The sequence below is a fragment of the Rhizobium grahamii genome (assembly GCF_009498215.1).
Taxonomy (GTDB): Bacteria; Pseudomonadota; Alphaproteobacteria; order Rhizobiales; family Rhizobiaceae; genus Rhizobium; species Rhizobium grahamii_A.
The window spans coordinates 791,871-808,176 of the sequence record NZ_CP043498.1 but is presented as its reverse complement, the minus strand read 5'-3'; the positions used below and the strand labels follow the sequence as shown (position 1 = coordinate 808,176).

General features: G+C 60.7%; 10 protein-coding genes and 1 pseudogene. 5 read left to right on the top strand and 6 right to left on the bottom strand.

The features are described from left to right. The first annotated feature begins 50 nt into the window (after nucleotides 1-50). On the top strand, nucleotides 51-1,217 hold the full coding sequence (locus FZ934_RS04025; RefSeq protein ID WP_153270026.1) for a serine hydrolase domain-containing protein: 1,167 nt from the start codon (nucleotides 51-53) through the stop codon (nucleotides 1,215-1,217). A 68-nt stretch (nucleotides 1,218-1,285) separates the two neighbouring features. Here the strand turns inward: FZ934_RS04025 and aspS are convergent, their stop codons facing one another. Next, nucleotides 1,286-3,076 carry an aspartate--tRNA ligase gene (gene aspS / locus FZ934_RS04020; RefSeq protein WP_153272360.1) on the bottom strand — a complete coding sequence of 597 codons (1,791 nt, stop codon included), beginning with the start codon at nucleotides 3,074-3,076 and terminating at the stop codon, nucleotides 1,286-1,288. Between the two features lie 269 nt (nucleotides 3,077-3,345). Between aspS and FZ934_RS04015 the strand changes: the two are divergent. From FZ934_RS04015 to FZ934_RS04000, 4 genes and pseudogenes are all read left to right on the top strand, one after another. After that, a pseudogene (locus FZ934_RS04015) lies at nucleotides 3,346-4,736 on the top strand (multicopper oxidase family protein). An 83-nt stretch (nucleotides 4,737-4,819) separates the two neighbouring features. Beyond that, nucleotides 4,820-5,965, top strand: a complete 1,146-nt coding sequence (gene rnd, locus FZ934_RS04010; RefSeq protein ID WP_153270025.1) for a ribonuclease D — start codon at nucleotides 4,820-4,822, stop codon at nucleotides 5,963-5,965. 148 nt (nucleotides 5,966-6,113) lie between these two features. Continuing rightward, on the top strand, nucleotides 6,114-7,181 hold the full coding sequence (locus FZ934_RS04005; protein WP_153270024.1) for an adenylate/guanylate cyclase domain-containing protein: 1,068 nt from the start codon (nucleotides 6,114-6,116) through the stop codon (nucleotides 7,179-7,181). Between the two features lie 44 nt (nucleotides 7,182-7,225). Continuing rightward, on the top strand, nucleotides 7,226-8,584 hold the full coding sequence (locus tag FZ934_RS04000; protein ID WP_153270023.1) for an esterase-like activity of phytase family protein: 1,359 nt from the start codon (nucleotides 7,226-7,228) through the stop codon (nucleotides 8,582-8,584). A gap of 66 nt (nucleotides 8,585-8,650) precedes the next feature. Here the strand turns inward: FZ934_RS04000 and FZ934_RS03995 are convergent, their stop codons facing one another. The 5 genes from FZ934_RS03995 to FZ934_RS03975 form a co-directional block, all read right to left on the bottom strand. Beyond that, nucleotides 8,651-10,054 (bottom strand): DUF1254 domain-containing protein, encoded by a 1,404-nt coding sequence (locus tag FZ934_RS03995; protein ID WP_153270022.1) that lies wholly within the window; start codon nucleotides 10,052-10,054, stop codon nucleotides 8,651-8,653. 155 nt (nucleotides 10,055-10,209) lie between these two features. Next, complete coding sequence (locus FZ934_RS03990) at nucleotides 10,210-11,403, bottom strand: TCR/Tet family MFS transporter (RefSeq protein ID WP_153270021.1); 1,194 nt, start codon at nucleotides 11,401-11,403, stop codon at nucleotides 10,210-10,212. A 375-nt stretch (nucleotides 11,404-11,778) separates the two neighbouring features. Beyond that, entirely contained in the window at nucleotides 11,779-12,399 is a 621-nt protein-coding gene (locus FZ934_RS03985; protein WP_153270020.1) for a YdeI/OmpD-associated family protein, read from the bottom strand. A gap of 141 nt (nucleotides 12,400-12,540) precedes the next feature. Further along, nucleotides 12,541-14,064: an exopolyphosphatase gene (ppx, locus tag FZ934_RS03980; protein WP_153270019.1), complete on the bottom strand. Its 1,524-nt coding sequence runs from the start codon at nucleotides 14,062-14,064 to the stop codon at nucleotides 12,541-12,543. 12 nt (nucleotides 14,065-14,076) lie between these two features. After that, a complete protein-coding gene (locus FZ934_RS03975; protein WP_153270018.1) occupies nucleotides 14,077-16,281 on the bottom strand; it encodes an RNA degradosome polyphosphate kinase in 2,205 nt (734 codons plus the stop codon). Nucleotides 16,282-16,306 lie beyond the last annotated feature (25 nt).

The following is a 16,306-nucleotide window of genomic DNA, read 5'->3' as shown; positions in this document are numbered from 1 at the left end:
GACCTGAGTTATTCAGGAACGATCATTGTGATTATAGGAGATCTGGTCCGATGAGTCTTCCCCTTGATTTGCAGGCAGCAACCACGCCCGTTTTCCTGACCGAGGGTGTGGACGCAGCAATCGACGCTGCGTTGAACGATAAACGGCTGGTCGGAGCGGTCGTGCTGGTCGCCGTGGATGGCAAGGTGGCCTATCGCCGGGCTGCGGGCCTCGCCGATCGGGAGAATGGCGTTGGCATGCAGGAAGACACGATCTTCCGGCTGGCTTCGGTGACCAAACCCATCGTCACGATCGCGGCCATGCGGCTGATCGAGCAGGGACGCATGGGACTGGACGATCCGATCACCAAATGGCTCCCTGATTTTCGTCCCAGGCTTCCAAACGGAGAGGAAGCGACGATCACGATACGACATCTGCTGACCCATACCTCGGGCCTCAGCTACGGCTTTGCCGAGGAGGATGGTCCCTATGCCAAGGCCGGCATTTCCGACGGCATCGATCAACCCGGCCTCTCGCTTGCCGAAAACCTGAAGCGACTTGCGGGCGTTCCACTTCTCTTTTCTCCCGGCTCAAGCTGGCAGTATTCGCTCGCGATGGACGTCATCGGCGGCATCATCGAGAAGGAGACCGGCTGCTCGCTCGGCGAGGCCGTGGCAAAACTGGTGACCGAGCCGCTCGGCCTTGTCGACACCGCCTTTGCCGTGCGCGACCGCAGCCGGCTCGCCGCCGCCTATGTTGACGCCTCACCCGAACCGACGCCGATGGGCAAGGAGGCCTCGGTGCGGGCGCTCACCGGTTTCGTGCGCTTTACGCCGGACCGCATCTTCCATCCGAGCGCCTATCATTCCGGCGGCGCCGGCATGGCAGGCACGGCCAGCGACGTGCTGACAATCCTGGAAACGATCCGTAGGGGTGGTGCGCCCCTCCTCACGACCGGGGCTGTCGAGACCATGATGGCCGATCAGGCAAATGGTGTGCGCCAGCCTCTCGATCCGGGTGTCGGCTTCGGCTTCGGTTGGGCGGTCGTGACTGATCCGGTCGCGGCACAGGTGCCGTGGTCCAAGGGGACACTCCGCTGGGGCGGCGTCTACGGCCACAGCTGGTTCGTTGATCCGGAGAAAAAACTTACCGTCGTTGCGCTGACAAATACGACGCTAGAAGGCATGTGGGGCCGCTTCACCGTGGATCTCCGCGACGCGATCTACGCGGCAATCTGAACGCACGTTACCGACATGCAAAAAAGCCGGCGAACAGGTCGCCGGCTTTTTTTGTGCAATCAGTTCGCTCAGTCTTTCTTGACCGGCGGGATGACGCGCAGCGACAGTTCCATCAGCTGCTTCGGCGTGGCCGCCGACGGGGCGTTCATCAGGAGGTCCTGCGCCTGCTGGTTCATCGGGAACAGCGTGATTTCGCGCAGGTTCTTGGCGCCGAGCAGCAGCATGACGACGCGGTCGATACCGAAGGCGCAGCCGCCGTGCGGAGGGGCGCCGTACTGGAAGGCGCGGTACATGCCGCCGAAGCGCTCTTCGACATCCGTCTGGCTGAGGCCGACCAGCTCGAAGGCCTTGACCATGGCTTCCGGCGACTGGTTACGGATCGAGCCCGAGGCGATTTCGAAACCGTTGCAGACGGCGTCGTACTGGTAGGCCTTGAGCGACAGCGGATCCTGCGTCTGCAGCGCTTCCAGACCACCCTGCGGCATCGAGAAGGGGTTGTGGGCGAAGTCGATTTTCTTGTCTTCCTCGCTCCATTCGTAGAACGGGAAGTCGATGATCCAGCACAGCTCGAAGCGGTCGCGATCGACGAGGTTCAGGTCCTCGCCGGCCTTGGTGCGGGCTTCGCCTGCAAACTTGTAGAACTTCGCCGGCTCGCCGGCGACGAAGAAGGCGGCATCGCCCGCTTCAAGGCCGAGCTGGACGCGGAGCGCTTCGGTGCGCTCTTCGCCTATGTTCTTGGCAAGCGGACCGGAACCGCCGACCTTGCCGTCTTCTTCCTTCCAGAAGATGTAGCCAAGGCCCGGCTGGCCCAGCGACTGCGCCCAGGCGTTCATGCGGTCGCAGAATGCGCGGCTGCCGCCGGTCTTGGCCGGGATCGCCCAGACTTCAACCTTCGGGTTCGAAGCGATCATGCCGGCGAACACCTTGAAGCCGGAGCCGGCGAAGTGCTCGGTAACGGCCTGCATCTCGATCGGGTTACGCAGGTCGGGCTTGTCGGAGCCGTACTTGCGAATCGCGACGTCATAGGGGATGCGCGGCCATTCCTTGGTGACCGGCTTGCCTTCGGCGAACTGCTCGAAGACAGAGGTCATGATCGGGGCCATCGTGTCCCAGACGTCTTCCTGGGTAACGAAGCTCATTTCCAGGTCGAGCTGGTAGAATTCGCCCGGCAGGCGGTCGGCGCGCGGGTCTTCGTCGCGGAAGCAAGGCGCGATCTGGAAGTAGCGGTCGAAACCGGCCACCATCAGAAGCTGCTTGTACTGCTGCGGCGCCTGCGGCAGGGCAAAGAAGGTGCCGGGGTGGATACGGGAAGGCACAAGGAAGTCGCGCGCGCCTTCCGGCGAGGACGCCGTCAGGATCGGCGTCGTGTATTCGCCGAAGCCGGCCGACGTCATGCGGTTGCGGATATCCGAGATGATCTGGCTGCGCTTGACGATGTTCTTGTGCAGCGTCTCGCGACGCAGGTCGAGGAAGCGGTACTTGAGGCGGATGTCCTCAGGATAATCAGGCTCGCCGAAGACCGGCAGCGGCAGTTCCTTGGCTTCGGACAGGATCTCGATATCCTGTGCGTAGAGCTCGATCTCGCCGGTCGCCATGTTCTTGTTGACGGTGTCTTCCGAACGCGCCTTGACAACGCCGTCGATGCGGATGACCCACTCGCCGCGAACGGTTTCGGCGGCCTTGAAGGCTGGGCTATCCGGGTCGGCAACGACCTGGGTCATGCCGTAGTGGTCGCGAAGGTCGATGAAGAGGACGCCGCCATGGTCACGAACGCGGTGAACCCAGCCCGAGATCCGGACATTGGCGCCGACATCCGACTTGCGGAGGGCTGCACATGTGTGGCTGCGGTAACGATGCATCATCTCAATTCCCAGTATCTGGCTTAAAGACGGCAGCAGGGGCTCCAAAGGCTCTCCGGCACCGACAAGAAAATCGGGCGGAAAAGCGCATGGACCGCCTGATTTGTCAAGACTTGGCGCATAGTGCACGCGCGTTGCGACGGCTTTATAGCACGCATGCAACCGTCTCATCGAGAAAGCCGTGCGGCAGTTTGGCAAGCTCGCACCATATTGCTGAAGCTTGCGGTCAACTTTAAAGAAGAACGATATCGTTCCCGCGGAGTCTCGCCATGCCCCTTCTCACCCGTCGCAATCTCCTGAAAGCCTCTGCCGTCGCAGGTGCTTACGGCGTCGGGATCGGCGTCGCCGGCAAGTTCGGACTGGCGGAAGCGGCACCCGAACCGCAGGTGCTGAAGGCGATCAAGACGACGGCCAGCATTGCCGATTCCGGTGTGACGAAAGACATCATGACCTGGGGCGACGGCAGCATGCCGCCGGTGCTTCGGATGACAAAGGGCAAACCCTATGCGGCGCGGCTGACGAATACACTCGACGAGCCGACGACAATCCACTGGCATGGCCTGAGAATCGCCAACAAGATGGATGGCGTGCCATTCATGACGCAGCCCTACGTCTATACCGGCGACAGCTTCGACTATGCCTTCACTCCGCCGGACGCCGGTACCTTCTGGTATCACCCGCATTGCAATACGCTGACACAGATGGGTCACGGCATGACGGGGTTCTGGTGGTGGAGGATCCCGGCGATCCGAAGTTCGATGCCGAAGTGGTGCTGAACCTGCGGGACTGGCGCCTCGGCAGTGATGGCCAGTTCATTGCGCCGTTCCGGCCGCGCGATGCGGCAAAGACCGGCACTTACGGAACGGTGCGCACGGCCAACTGGCATCCGGAGCCGCAATATGATGCGCCGGCGGGCGGTCTTATACGGCTGCGGGTTGCGGTGACGGACGTTACTCGCATCTTCTCGCTGAAGATGGAAGGGGCGGAAGCGACGGTCATTGCGATCGATGGCAATCCCGTGCCGAAGCGCTTTCCGCTCGATCTGCTTTTGATCGGCCCTGGGCAACGTCTCGATCTCGCCGTACGTATGCCTGATAGCGAAGGCGCTGTTGCGACGCTCGAGGATATCAGAGGCACCACGCCAAAGACGATCGCCAAGCTCAAGGCCGTTGGAACGTCGTTGAAGCGCAATGCCGGCGATCTTGCAGCGCTTGGTGAAAACCCGGTCGCCAAGGCCGACCTTTCCTCGGCACAGAAAATTCCCCTCATTCTAAGCGCCACGGCAGAGAGCGCACCGGCCGACAGCATCTGCGGCACGCTTGGCTACAGTTTTTGGGCGATCAACAAGGTCCCGTGGCCAGGCGACACGCCCGATCCGACGGCACCGCTGGCGGAATTGAAGCTCGGCAAGAGCTATATCCTGCAGCTCGAGAACGTGACGCCGCACACGCATCCGATCCACCTGCACGGCATGAGCTTTACCGTGCTCTCCTCATCGACGCGCGAGGTCATGCCTTTCGTCAGTGACACCTATCTCGTTCAGCCGGACGAAAAGGTGCAGCTCGCCTTCGTGGCCGACAATCCCGGCGATTGGTTGCTGCATTGCCACATCATCGAGCATCAAAAGACCGGCATGACCAGTTATGTGAGAGTTGTTTGACAGCTCTTTGCGGGTTCTAGTTGACATATCCGGCCGAAAGGAGAAGGAAGGTTCAACTATGTCTATCCTGCGAATGAATTGAGATGATCGAAACAACCGCCGATTTGGAGGCGGCCTGCAAAGAGCTGGCCAAGTCAGAATTCATTACCATCGACACCGAGTTTCTCCGAGAGACGACGTTCTGGCCGGAACTCTGCTTGATCCAGATGGCAAGCCCGACAACGGAAGTGCTGGTTGATCCTCTGGCAAAGGGGCTCGATCTCAAGCCGTTCTTCGAGCTGATGGCAGATACCAGCGTTTTGAAGGTCTTCCACGCCGCGCGTCAGGATATCGAAATCATCTACAACCGGGGCGGCCTCATTCCGCATCCGATCTTCGATACGCAGGTTGCCGCGATGGTTTGCGGCTTCGGCGATTCCGTCTCTTACGACCAGCTCGTCAGCCGCACCAAGGGCGTCCAGATCGACAAGTCTTCGCGCTTCACCGACTGGAGCCGGCGGCCGCTTTCCGAAAAGCAGCTCGACTATGCCCTGGCGGACGTAACCCACCTGCGCGACGTCTATCTCTACCTCAAGGCAGAACTCGAGCGCGAAGGCCGCTCGTCCTGGCTCCGGGAAGAGATGGATATCCTCGAGGCCCGCGAGACCTACGACATGCATCCCGACGATGCATGGCAGCGGCTGAAGATGCGGCTGCGCAAGCCGCAGGAGCTTGCGGTCCTGAAATATGTTGCGGCCTGGCGCGAGCGTGAAGCCCGCTCGCGCAACGTGCCGCGCTCGCGCGTCATCAAGGACGATGCGATTTATGAAATCGCGCAGCAGCAGCCGAAGGACAACGAGGCGCTTGGCCGCTTGCGGACCATCCCCAAGGGTTGGGAACGATCGGCAGCCGGTGGCGCGGTCGTAGAGGCCGTGAATGCGGCCCTTGCCTTGCCAAAGGCCGAGATGCCGCATGCACCCCGCCAGACGCAGCCCCCTGAGGGCGCTGCAGCTGCCGCGGAGTTGCTGAAGGTTCTGCTGAAGCTGATTTCCGAGAAGCACGGCGTCGCGCCCAAGGTCATCGCCAACAGCGAAGATCTCGACCGGATCGCCGCTGAAGGCGAGAAGGCTGAAGTCGCGGCACTCCACGGCTGGCGCCGGGAGCTTTTCGGCGAACCCGCCTTGCAGCTCATTCAGGGTCAGGTCGCGCTTCGTTTCGTCGGCAAGAAAGTCGAGACCGTCGCGCTGTAACTGCCATCAGGCGGACGTTTTTATGCGTAAAGTGCTTCCGAGATCGGGCCCGATCGAGGAAACGGTGCTGGCGTGCCTTTTTGAAGCGCCTGATGTTTCCTATATGTCTTAAGCATTTCCGGCGACGCTTTACCGCGAAAAGGACTCCATGAGGGAAATATCTCCAGTCCAGAACTGGCTGCTGATCGCGCTCGTCATAGCCGGCAGTGGCGTACTCTATGATCTCAGGTTCTATGGCGGCCACCCCTTCGTCGGCGCGACGTTTGCATTGTTCATCGGCATGCCGATTATCCTGTTCGAACGCAAGGTGATCCTGCGCGGGCTTTCCCGGCGCATGCAGGCGCTGCCGACCGTGACGTTCTTCCTCGCGGAAATCTTCGTCTACGAGATCCTGATGAGCCTCGGATTTGCGGTCGCCGGCCTTTCCATGTGGTGGCTCGGCGCATTTCGTCCGGCTTCATGGGTGGATGCAGTCATCCTGCCGTTCGATGCGTTTCTCTATGCGCTTGCGGTATGCGCGCTCATCATCTTCGTGCTGCGCATTCGCGAGCTTCTCGGGCGCGACATCTTCTCGAGCATGCTTTTTAGCCGCTATCGCAAGCCGATCAGTGAGGAGCGCGTCTTTCTCTTCATCGACCTGGTAGATTCGACCGCCTTTGCCGAAAAGCATGGCGACCTCCGGGCTCAGCAAATGCTGAGTTCACTGTTTGCCTCCTTCGCCGAGCCAGTCCGGAAGTATAAGGGTACGATCGACGATTATGTCGGGGATGCCGCGATCATCAGTTGGCCGCTGGAGCGCGGCATCAAGTTTGGGCGATGCATCAACTGCATCTTCGATATCATCGGAGAAATCGAGGCGGACGCCGAGAGCTGGCTGCAAACCTACGGCCAAGTCCCTCGCCTGCGCGCCGCCTTGCATGGCGGAACGGTCATCACCGCCGAGATCGGTGTCGACCACCACAAGATCACCTATTTCGGCGATACCGTTAATACGACCTCCAGGCTTGAATCGCTCTGCAAGACGCTGAACCGATCCGTCCTGATTTCCTCCGACCTCGCCCAGCGGATCGACATGCCGGAAATGGTATCCGTCGAGGACCTCGGGAGCCATGCCGTGAAGGGGCGCGGGCAAAGCCTCGGCGTCATCTCGCTCTTCAAGGCGGACAACCTCAAGGCGTCACCAAAGCTTCATGCAAGCGTCAACGCGCCGACATGAAAGGCTTGCTAATCGAGACCCGCATTCCAATCCCTGGGGTTTCGATGAAAAATACTCTTCTTGCTTCTGTTTCATTTGTTCTTTTGATCGCTGGTTCGGCTTCTGCCGACCAACAGGAATTTCCTGCCAAGCTCGCCGGCCAGGCCATCCTGCCTGCCAACACGCTGGTTGCAGCTCCGGCCGATGCGCCTGAGTTCCTCAAGCACGCCGGCAAGTTCACCACCGCCGACCGCAAGCGCACCGAAGCGCTCGGCACCGTTCCCGGTAAGGATGGCGCGCGCGTCACCGATCTGAAGCTTCCCTTCGATGGCCAGCCGATCCAGGGCTTCTCCGGCATCAAGACCATGGCTGACGGCAGCTTCTGGACGCTCTCCGACAACGGCTTCGGCTCCAAGGCCAACTCCAGCGACGCGATGCTCTTCCTGCATCAGGTGAAGTTCGACTGGCAGACCGGCAAGGTTGATGTCGTCAAGAACCTGTTCCTGTCCGATCCGGACAAGAAGGCCCCCTTCCCGATCGTTCTCGAAGGCGCCGAGAAGCGTTACCTGACAGGTGCCGACTTCGATATCGAATCCGTACAGCCCGTCGCCGACGGCTTCTGGATCGGCGAGGAGTTCGGACCTTACCTCCTGAAGTTCGACACCGAAGGCCGCCTGACCGACGTGTTCTCGACCACCGTCGACGGCAAGGCGGTTATGTCGCCCGACAACCCGGTGCTCTCCGTTCCGGCAAACCCGACCGCCAAGATGCCGGTCTTCAACCTGAAGCGTTCGGGCGGCCTCGAAGGTCTTGCCATGTCGAAGGACGGCAGCAAGCTGTACGGCCTGTTGGAAGGCGCGCTCTATCAGGACGACGGCAAGATGGAATCGGTGGACGGCCACACCGCCATCCGCGTCATCGAGTTCGACACCGCTTCCAAGAGCTGGACCGGCCGCACCTGGTTCTACCCGTTCGAAGACAAGGGTGTGTCGATCGGCGACTTCAACATGCTCGACGACGCAACCGCGCTCGTCATCGAACGCGACAACGGTGCCGGCTCGAAGGACAAGGCTTGCGCCGATCCCAAGCAGCCGAAGCCGGATTGCTTCGAAGCACCGGCTGAACTCAAGCGCATCTACAAGATCGAGTTCAACGACGCCAATGTTGGCAAGGCTGTCCGCAAGATCGGCTATATCGATCTCCTGAACATTCAGGACCCCGACAACAAGAAGAAGGCCGGCAACAAGGAAGGCATCTACGATATGCCGTTCGTGACGATCGAGAACGTCGATCGCGTCGATGCAACGCACATCGTCGTCGGTAACGACAACAACCTGCCCTTCTCGGCCGGCCGCGCCGTCGATAAGGCTGACAACAACGAGTTCAGCCTGCTCGAAGTCGGTGAGCTTCTGAACGCCAAGTAGGTCCAGACACTCAAGAGGCCCCGTTCGAAAGAGCGGGGCCTTTTCGTTGCACACCATGGGCCGCGATTACTTCCCCACGCGGACGACGTCAGACAGGATCCACTTCTTGTCGAAGAATTCAGGTGTCGGACCGTAGGCTCGAAACATCAGCTCGAAGCCACGCTTCGGATCCGTCGGCACCCAGTTCGTATCCTTGCCCTTCGGCGCTTTCGGGCCGAAGTAGAGATCGACGGAGCCATCGTCGTTCTTCACCAGGTCCGGGATCTGCGATGAACGACTGGCGCGTGAGACATTCTTGATCAGCGCATGCGTCTTCCTGTCATAGGCGGTCACCGACCAGTATTGCTGAACGGGAACGTTCGCCGGAACGTTAAGGCGATAGGTCTTGCCCCCATCGAAGGCGTGCCCGTCCTTGTCGCGGATCGAGATCGAATAGAATTGGCCGGCGCCCAGCCGCTTGATGCCGATGTAGGCGTAGCTGTAGGCGACGCCGCGATGATCGACCGGGTAGGCATCCGGCTCGTTGAAATCGGCCTGCACAGCCTTGAGGAGGTCGGGATAGGCCGGGTAGGTCCAGCGGCTCGTTGCGGTGAAAAATGGCGGCAGACCGGCATCGTATTTTGCTTCGAGAAGCGCCTGCGCTTCCCTGATGCCCTTGGTCAGCAGGGATTGCGTATGCCGGTCGGGCGCGAAAGACTTGCCTTTCTCGATGCCGAGCGTCTTCAACTCATCGATCATGACGCGATCGCGGACGATCCATGGCTCCTCCTGGACAACGCGATTCAGGTTGTCGAAGAAACTCGCGTCCCACCTGATCGTGCTATCGAACAGGATGTCCTTGACGTCGGAGAAGACGGTCTCGGGCGGATTGGCCGCAGCAGACAGCGGATAGACTTTCAGCTTCTTGCCGTAATCGATCGAGGCCTGCACGTCGGCATCGCCGTGGCTCCGGAGATTTGAGCGAAACAGCATGTAGCCGCCGTAGACCTCGGATTTCAGCGGGATGTAGCCATCCGGCAGCTTGTCCTTGTAGTCAGGCGGCAGGACCACGAATTTTCCACCCTTGCCCTTGTCATATCCAAGCAGGCCCGCGTCTTCCAGCGGCAACTGCCAGGCCGTAACGATGTTACCGTTGAAGGATGCCTTGTCTTCGGCTGGCGGCAGATCGAGAACGACAGGCCCGTCCTTCGTGGTGAAGAAAACCATGAAGTAGAGGGCATCCGGGTTGGGTGTCAGGGTCTGGTTTTTCCAATCCAAAGGATGGCCCCAATAGATCACCTGCCCGACTTTTCCCGGTGTCTTGGCAAGCATCTCCTGCCGCATCAGGTCGTAGTTGACGGCGGGTATGCCCCAGACGACGGCTTGCGCCGCCTTCCGTTCGATCTCCCTGTCGAAGGCGCGCTGAGCCCTATCGGCGGCACCGGCCGCGGGAGCGAGCAACAGGAGACACAGGATCGCGAGGATTCTCATCGGCTTTCTCCATCCGCAACAATCGTGAGCGGATGGAGTGCCTAAAGGCGATGGAAAGGAAGTACGTTACGGTAAATATACGTCCTTCAACGGCTTGCTCACGAAAGGTGACACCGCCCATTTGTTACCGCGGTGGAGCCAGTGGCGTCTGCCATTCAGCAGACAGGCTCCGGTTCTGGTGCCTTCAGTCGCAGACCCAGCACCACAGGCAGTGCGGCCAGATAGACGACAACGACCGAAAGCCAGATCGCACCCGGCCACTGCCCTCTGACAAGCAGATACAGGCTTGAGAACCCGAGCGGCCCGACGATCGTGGCAAGGCTCACCGCCGAGGCAAGCAGGCCCTGGAACTGACCCTGCTGGTGCTCTCCCACCTGGCGGGTAGCCAGCGACTGCAAAGCCGGCGTGCCGATGCCGCCGAGTGCGAAGACCGGCATGATCGCGAAGATCATCCAGCCTTGACCGGCGAAGGCCATAACGGTCAGTGCAAGGCAAGCACCCGCGATGCCGGTCACGATGGCACCACGTTCACCCAGCAGCTTGACGGCTGGCCCCGGAAGAAACGCCTGCGCAAGGGTCTGGCAGACGCCGAAGGTGCCAAGCGACAGGCCAATCCAGAGCCCGTTCCACTGGAAGGCATCATTTCCCCAAAGCGCCCAGCAGGTGCCGTAGGCTTCACCGGTGGAACTCAGGATGAAGAACATGAGCGTCACGGGCAGCAAACGTTTCTCGGACAGCACCCAGCGTAACGGACGAAGGGGGTTGAGAGATGCCAGATCGACTTTCGTCGCACCGGCCACTCGCGATTCCGGCAAGACGAAGAACGCCAGCAGCAGATTGCAGCCGTTCAACAGGGCTGCGGCGATGAATGGCAAGCGCAGCCAATAGTCGCCCAGAACGCCGCCGAGGACAGGCCCTACGATGAAGCCCATACCGAACATCGCGTTGAACAGGCCGAAGCGGCGCGCGCGCTTATCCTCCGGCGAGATATCGGTGATGTAAGCGGTTGCAACCGACATGTTCGCGCTGGTGAGGCCCGCGATCGCGCGTCCTAGTAGAAGCATCCATAGATTGGATGCAAAGGCGAGTAGCAGATAGTTTATCGCCGCACCGCCAAGCGAAACGAGCAGGACGGGTCGGCGGCCCATGCGATCGCTGAGCGAGCCCAGCACCGGCGAGAAGATGAACTGCATGACCGCATAGAGCGCGGTCATCACGCCGATGTAGGCAGCGACGTTCCCGCCGTGGGTGACGTCGCTCAGCAGTGAAGGGAGGATGGGAAAGATAAGCCCGATGCCGACGGCATCGAGGACAATGGCAGTAAAAATAACGACAAGTGGTCTATTCATGACGCGTTCCGATCAGCGCAAGCGTCCGGTGCCCTCAGGCATCCGTTCTTGCGGTTGGGCCTGCGATGCAGGCGTCTGGTTTCTTTGGAAACGCTGGCCGATCCCTGCGTGATGTGCAGTGGATGGCTTGTACTCGACCGTCCCCGGACATCGTCCGTTCAATCCGACCATTCGTCGGATCAGAGGAGGCGGTCGCTTTTCGCGATGGGCAATGTGTACGCCAGTCGCCTGCATGTGGCAACTGGCATGGTAGCGATGATCGCGATCACTGCGAAATGCGAAGCGAGGTTACCCTCGCAGGGGGAGTTCCGTTCGAGACGATAAGCTCTCTCAGGGAATGTGGTGGAAGAGGTCCGAACTGGTTCCCGTTCGCCGCTATCGCTCTGTTGCGCCCTTGCCGGCAAGGATGTGATCGCGGAATTTGGCAATCCGCGCCATGCGCGTTTCCGGCTTCTTCGTTCCGTTGAGATTGATGACGTAGCTCTTCCGGCGGCCAGGCGTCAGCTCATGAAAAGCTTCGGCAAGTTCCGGATCCGAATCCAAAGCCTCAACCAGCTCGTCCGGCAGTTCGAGTTCGCTCTGCTGCTTGGGAGGCTTGATGCCCGCCTCGGCGTAGCCCATGGCCTCCTTCAGGTAGGAGCGGATAACGGGCTCCATCTTCGCGACCTGTTCGTTGCTCCGGAAACAGAGCATATCGGGATGCTGGGTGTTCGGCCCCTGCTTCTCGAGCGCGCCTTCGGGATCCTTCAGCAGTGCTGAGTTGAAGAACGTCGCACGGAAATTGTCGCGGAAAGCGCCAAGGATCACGATGTTGCGGCCCTCGTGCATATAGCAGGGATGCGCCCACTTCACCGTTTCGACCAGCCCCGCCTCGCGACAGATTCGGCGAAGTTCGTTCAGCCCGCCGATCCACTGGCGCGTCGAACAGTCCGGCGTCGCAAAGCGATCGCAGCGACCGCATCCTTTCGTGAAGAAGTCCTCGATGTCAGTGATCATGTCCCTCGCCCGAGTTTCGCTCATGATGTCGATGCGGCATTTCAAGCATATGGAGCCAATAGGTCAACTTGAGGCGCAAGACACGAAAGCTCATCTAGCTGGCGGCCAGGATTTTGCTGGCACTGCCATGACGGCTCCGCCTTACTCGAAGCGGAAGGCGAGGCGCTTGTTGGTGAGCTTCGACAGCTGCTGCAGGCGTCCATCCAGACGTTCGCCGGCGAAATCGTGATATTCGGCGGGAACGACGAACTCCAGATCGATATCCGGGTTCGACGATTTCTGGAAGCTCAGATTGCGGACGACACCGGGCATCGAAGCGGAGAAGAGATAGACGACGCGCAAAATGCCGCCGAGCAGCTTGGCGCGCTCGACATATTGCGGCGTGGCGATCGCGGCGAGCGGTTCGGTCGCGCCATCGTCATGCGGACCTTCGAAGCGGTAATAGTTGGTCAGCGCGATGAAGGCGCGTCCGGGGTGGCTGATGCCGACGAAAGAGGAATGGGCGATGATGTTCAACGCCTGAAGGCCGCGGTAGTCCGGATGTGCGCGCCAACTGATGTCGGCGAGAAGACAGGCGGCCTGACGATAGCGTGCCTCCTCTTCCGTCTCGACGATCCCAAAGCATGGCATCATGCGACCGGTCCAGTCAGCGAGCTCGCGAGCGTGTTCGGGCGAACGTGCACGCAGGATGGCAAGCTCGCCGGCTGCGGCCAGCAGTGGGTCGCTGCGGCGCTCGCTCTCCGAGAGCAATGAATACAGATAGCCTTCGCGCACGCCCTGCCCGGAGAAGGAGATGACAGAGGGCTTCATGACGCTCAGCACTTCCTTCATCGCGACGGCGCCGAAGGGAAGCAGCGCACGACGGTGCTTGGAGACGGCCATCCACGCGGGATCTTTCGAGTCCTTGGCAGCCTCGACCTGATCAAGGAACTGCATCAGGGCTTCCAGCGACACCTCGTAGCCCTGCATCATGTGCAGCGGATACTGCGTCATCTCCATGTGAAGCTTCGCGATGTTTCGCCAGGTGCCGCCAACGGCGTAGAAGGTTCGCCCGGCGCCTTGGGCGAGCAGCTTCGCGCTCGTCTTGACGTGTTTGCGGGCAAACGTGCGGGCCTTCTCGAGCGAGCCGCCGGCGTATTCCGACAGCCGAAGGCCACCGAGTGGCAGGGTTATGCCCTTGCCGATCTCCTTGCCCTTGATGTCGATGAGCTCCAGCGAACCGCCGCCGAGATCACCCGCGATGCCGTCCGGCGCGAAGAAGCCGCTGACGATGCCGAGAGCCGAGAACTTGGCTTCCTCTTCACCTGAGAGAACGCGGACCCTGCGTCCCAGGATCGTCTCGGCGCTGTGGATGAAGTCAGGACCGTTGGATGCCTCACGCGCCGCAGCAGTCGCCAGCACGTACATCGTTGCCGCACGCGCCTGATCGGAAAGCGCCTTGAACCGATGAAGCGCCGTCAGTGCACGCTCGACGCTCGCCTCGTCCATCTTGCCCGTCAGGGCGATGCCCTTGCCGAGGCCGCAAAGTACCTTTTCGTTGAAAAGGATCGTCGGCGAGCGGGACATACCTTCGTATATCACCAGACGGATCGAGTTCGACCCGATATCGACAACGGAGACCGGGGCAATGCCTGGAAGGCGCCCCTGGGCTTCTGATTCAACCATGAAGGTCCAATATTACTTGTTGTTTCGGCCAGAAAGCAGGCCGGCGATCAGCTTTGGCGCACTGGATTTCAACGCTTCACCACGGCCCGAAAGGCTGGGATTGGTCATGAAATACTGTTGCGCGTTGAACGGCTCCTCGCCCTTGCGCACCTCCATGCGCCTTGACGTCCCGTCGGCCAATATCTCGTAGCTCTGTTGATTGTCAATGAGGTTGCCCAGCATGATCTGTGACAAAACCTGCTCGTGCACGGTCGGATTGGTTAGCGGAACCAGCGTTTCGACACGGCGATCGAGGTTTCTCGGCATCATGTCGGCGGAGCCGATATAGACCAGCGCCTTGTCCGAAGGCAGACCGTGACCGTTGCCGAAGCAGAAGATACGGCTGTGTTCGAGGAAGCGGCCGACGATCGACTTGACGCGGATGTTTTCCGACAGGCCGGGCACCTGCGGGCGCAGGCAGCAGATACCGCGAATGACGAGATCGATTTCGACGCCGGCGTGGCTCGCCGTATAGAGCGCGTCGATGATTTCGGGATCGACGAGCGAGTTCATCTTCATCCAGATGGCGGCCGGCGCGCCGTTCTTGGCGTGCTTGATCTCTTCGTCGATGTGACGAAGGATGCGCGAGCGCAGCGTATAGGGCGATACGGCGAGCTTCATGCTCTCCTCCGGCTCGCCATAGCCGGTGATGAAGTTGAAGATATTGGCCATGTCGTGGGCAATCACCGGATTGCAGGTGAAGAACGACAGGTCGGTATAGATCTTCGCGGTGATCGGGTGATAGTTGCCGGTGCCGAGATGGCAGTAGCTGCGCAGCTTGCCCTCTTCGCGGCGCACGACCAGCGACATCTTCGAGTGGGTCTTCAGTTCGATGAAACCGAAGACGACCTGCACGCCGGCGCGTTCGAGGTCGCGCGCCCAGCGGATGTTGGCTTCCTCGTCGAAACGCGCCTTCAGCTCGACCAGCGCCGTCACCGACTTGCCGGATTCGGCCGCGTCGATCAGTGCGCGCACGATCGGGCTGTCGTTGGAGGTGCGGTAGAGCGTCTGCTTTATCGCCAGGACGTCAGGATCGCGTGCAGCCTGAAGCAGAAACTGGACCACCACGTCGAAGGACTCGTAGGGGTGGTGAACCACCATGTCCTTTTCGCGGATGGCGGCGAAGCAATCGCCGGCGTGTTCACGGACGCGTTCTGGAAATCGCGCATTGTAAGAGGGGAAACGCAGATCGTCGCGCGGCGCCTTGGTGATCTCAGACAGCGTGTTCAGGGCTAGCAAGCCCGGCAGAACGGCCACGCGGTTATCGGGCACGTTTGTCGCCTGAACCACGAACTGGCGCAGCGATGCCGGCATTTCGGAATCGGTTTCGAGTCGGATGACCGAACCGCGGCGGCGGCGCTTGAGCGCCGTTTCGAAGAAGCGGACGAGATCTTCTGCTTCTTCCTCGACTTCAATATCGCTGTCGCGGATGATGCGGAACGTACCGGAGCCCTGCACCTCGTAGCCCGGGTAGAGCCGGTAGATGAAGATATTGGCGACGTCCTCGAGCGTGATGTAGCGGATCGTATTGCCATCATCGGGCAGGCGCACGAAACGATCGAGCGCCGGTGGCAGGCGCAGCAACGCCGTCATCGGCTCGCGGCCATTCTTGCTGACCAGCTGCAGGCCTATGGAGAAGCCGAGGTTCGGGATGAAGGGGAACGGATGGGCCGGGTCGATCGACAGCGGCGTCAGCACCGGGAAGATCGCCTGCTCGAATTCGGTCGCGAGCCAGTTGCGATCGGTTTCACTGAGTGCGCCCGGACGGACGATCAGGATATCTTCCTTGGCAAGATATTGCTGCAGGACCGCCAGCGAGGCCTGCTGCTCCATCTGCAGGTTATCGATCTCCTGCAGGATGGCGTCGAGCTGCTCGGCGGGCGTCTTGCCGTCAGGCGTGCGAACGACGATGTTCTGGCGCACCTGCCCTTCAAGACCGGCAACGCGCACCATGAAGAATTCATCGAGGTTGGCGGCCGAGATCGACAGGAAGCGAACGCGCTCGAGCAGCGGATGCTCGGTGTTCAGCGTTTCCTCAAGGACGCGCCGGTTGAACTGCAGCCACGAGAATTCGCGGTTGATGAAACGCTCCGGGCTGGAAAGCAGCTCTTCGAGCGGCAACACCGTCTCCTTCGCTTCAGGAGTAGGTTCGTTGTGCCCCGCGACTGCGCTGTCCATTGTCCAATTGCCCCGTTTTCACTCG

Excerpts from the sequence above, each read along its gene's own strand:
- FZ934_RS04025 (WP_153270026.1), top strand. The coding sequence starts at position 51 with ATGAGTCTTCCCCTTGATTTGCAGGCAGCAACCACGCCCGTTTTCCTG.
- aspS (WP_153272360.1), bottom strand. The coding sequence starts at position 3,076 with ATGCATCGTTACCGCAGCCACACATGTGCAGCCCTCCGCAAGTCGGAT.
- rnd (WP_153270025.1), top strand. The coding sequence starts at position 4,820 with ATGATCGAAACAACCGCCGATTTGGAGGCGGCCTGCAAAGAGCTGGCC.
- FZ934_RS04005 (WP_153270024.1), top strand. The coding sequence starts at position 6,114 with ATGAGGGAAATATCTCCAGTCCAGAACTGGCTGCTGATCGCGCTCGTC.
- FZ934_RS04000 (WP_153270023.1), top strand. The coding sequence starts at position 7,226 with ATGAAAAATACTCTTCTTGCTTCTGTTTCATTTGTTCTTTTGATCGCT.
- FZ934_RS03995 (WP_153270022.1), bottom strand. The coding sequence starts at position 10,054 with ATGAGAATCCTCGCGATCCTGTGTCTCCTGTTGCTCGCTCCCGCGGCC.
- FZ934_RS03990 (WP_153270021.1), bottom strand. The coding sequence starts at position 11,403 with ATGAATAGACCACTTGTCGTTATTTTTACTGCCATTGTCCTCGATGCC.
- FZ934_RS03985 (WP_153270020.1), bottom strand. The coding sequence starts at position 12,399 with ATGATCACTGACATCGAGGACTTCTTCACGAAAGGATGCGGTCGCTGC.
- ppx (WP_153270019.1), bottom strand. The coding sequence starts at position 14,064 with ATGGTTGAATCAGAAGCCCAGGGGCGCCTTCCAGGCATTGCCCCGGTC.
- FZ934_RS03975 (WP_153270018.1), bottom strand. The coding sequence starts at position 16,281 with ATGGACAGCGCAGTCGCGGGGCACAACGAACCTACTCCTGAAGCGAAG.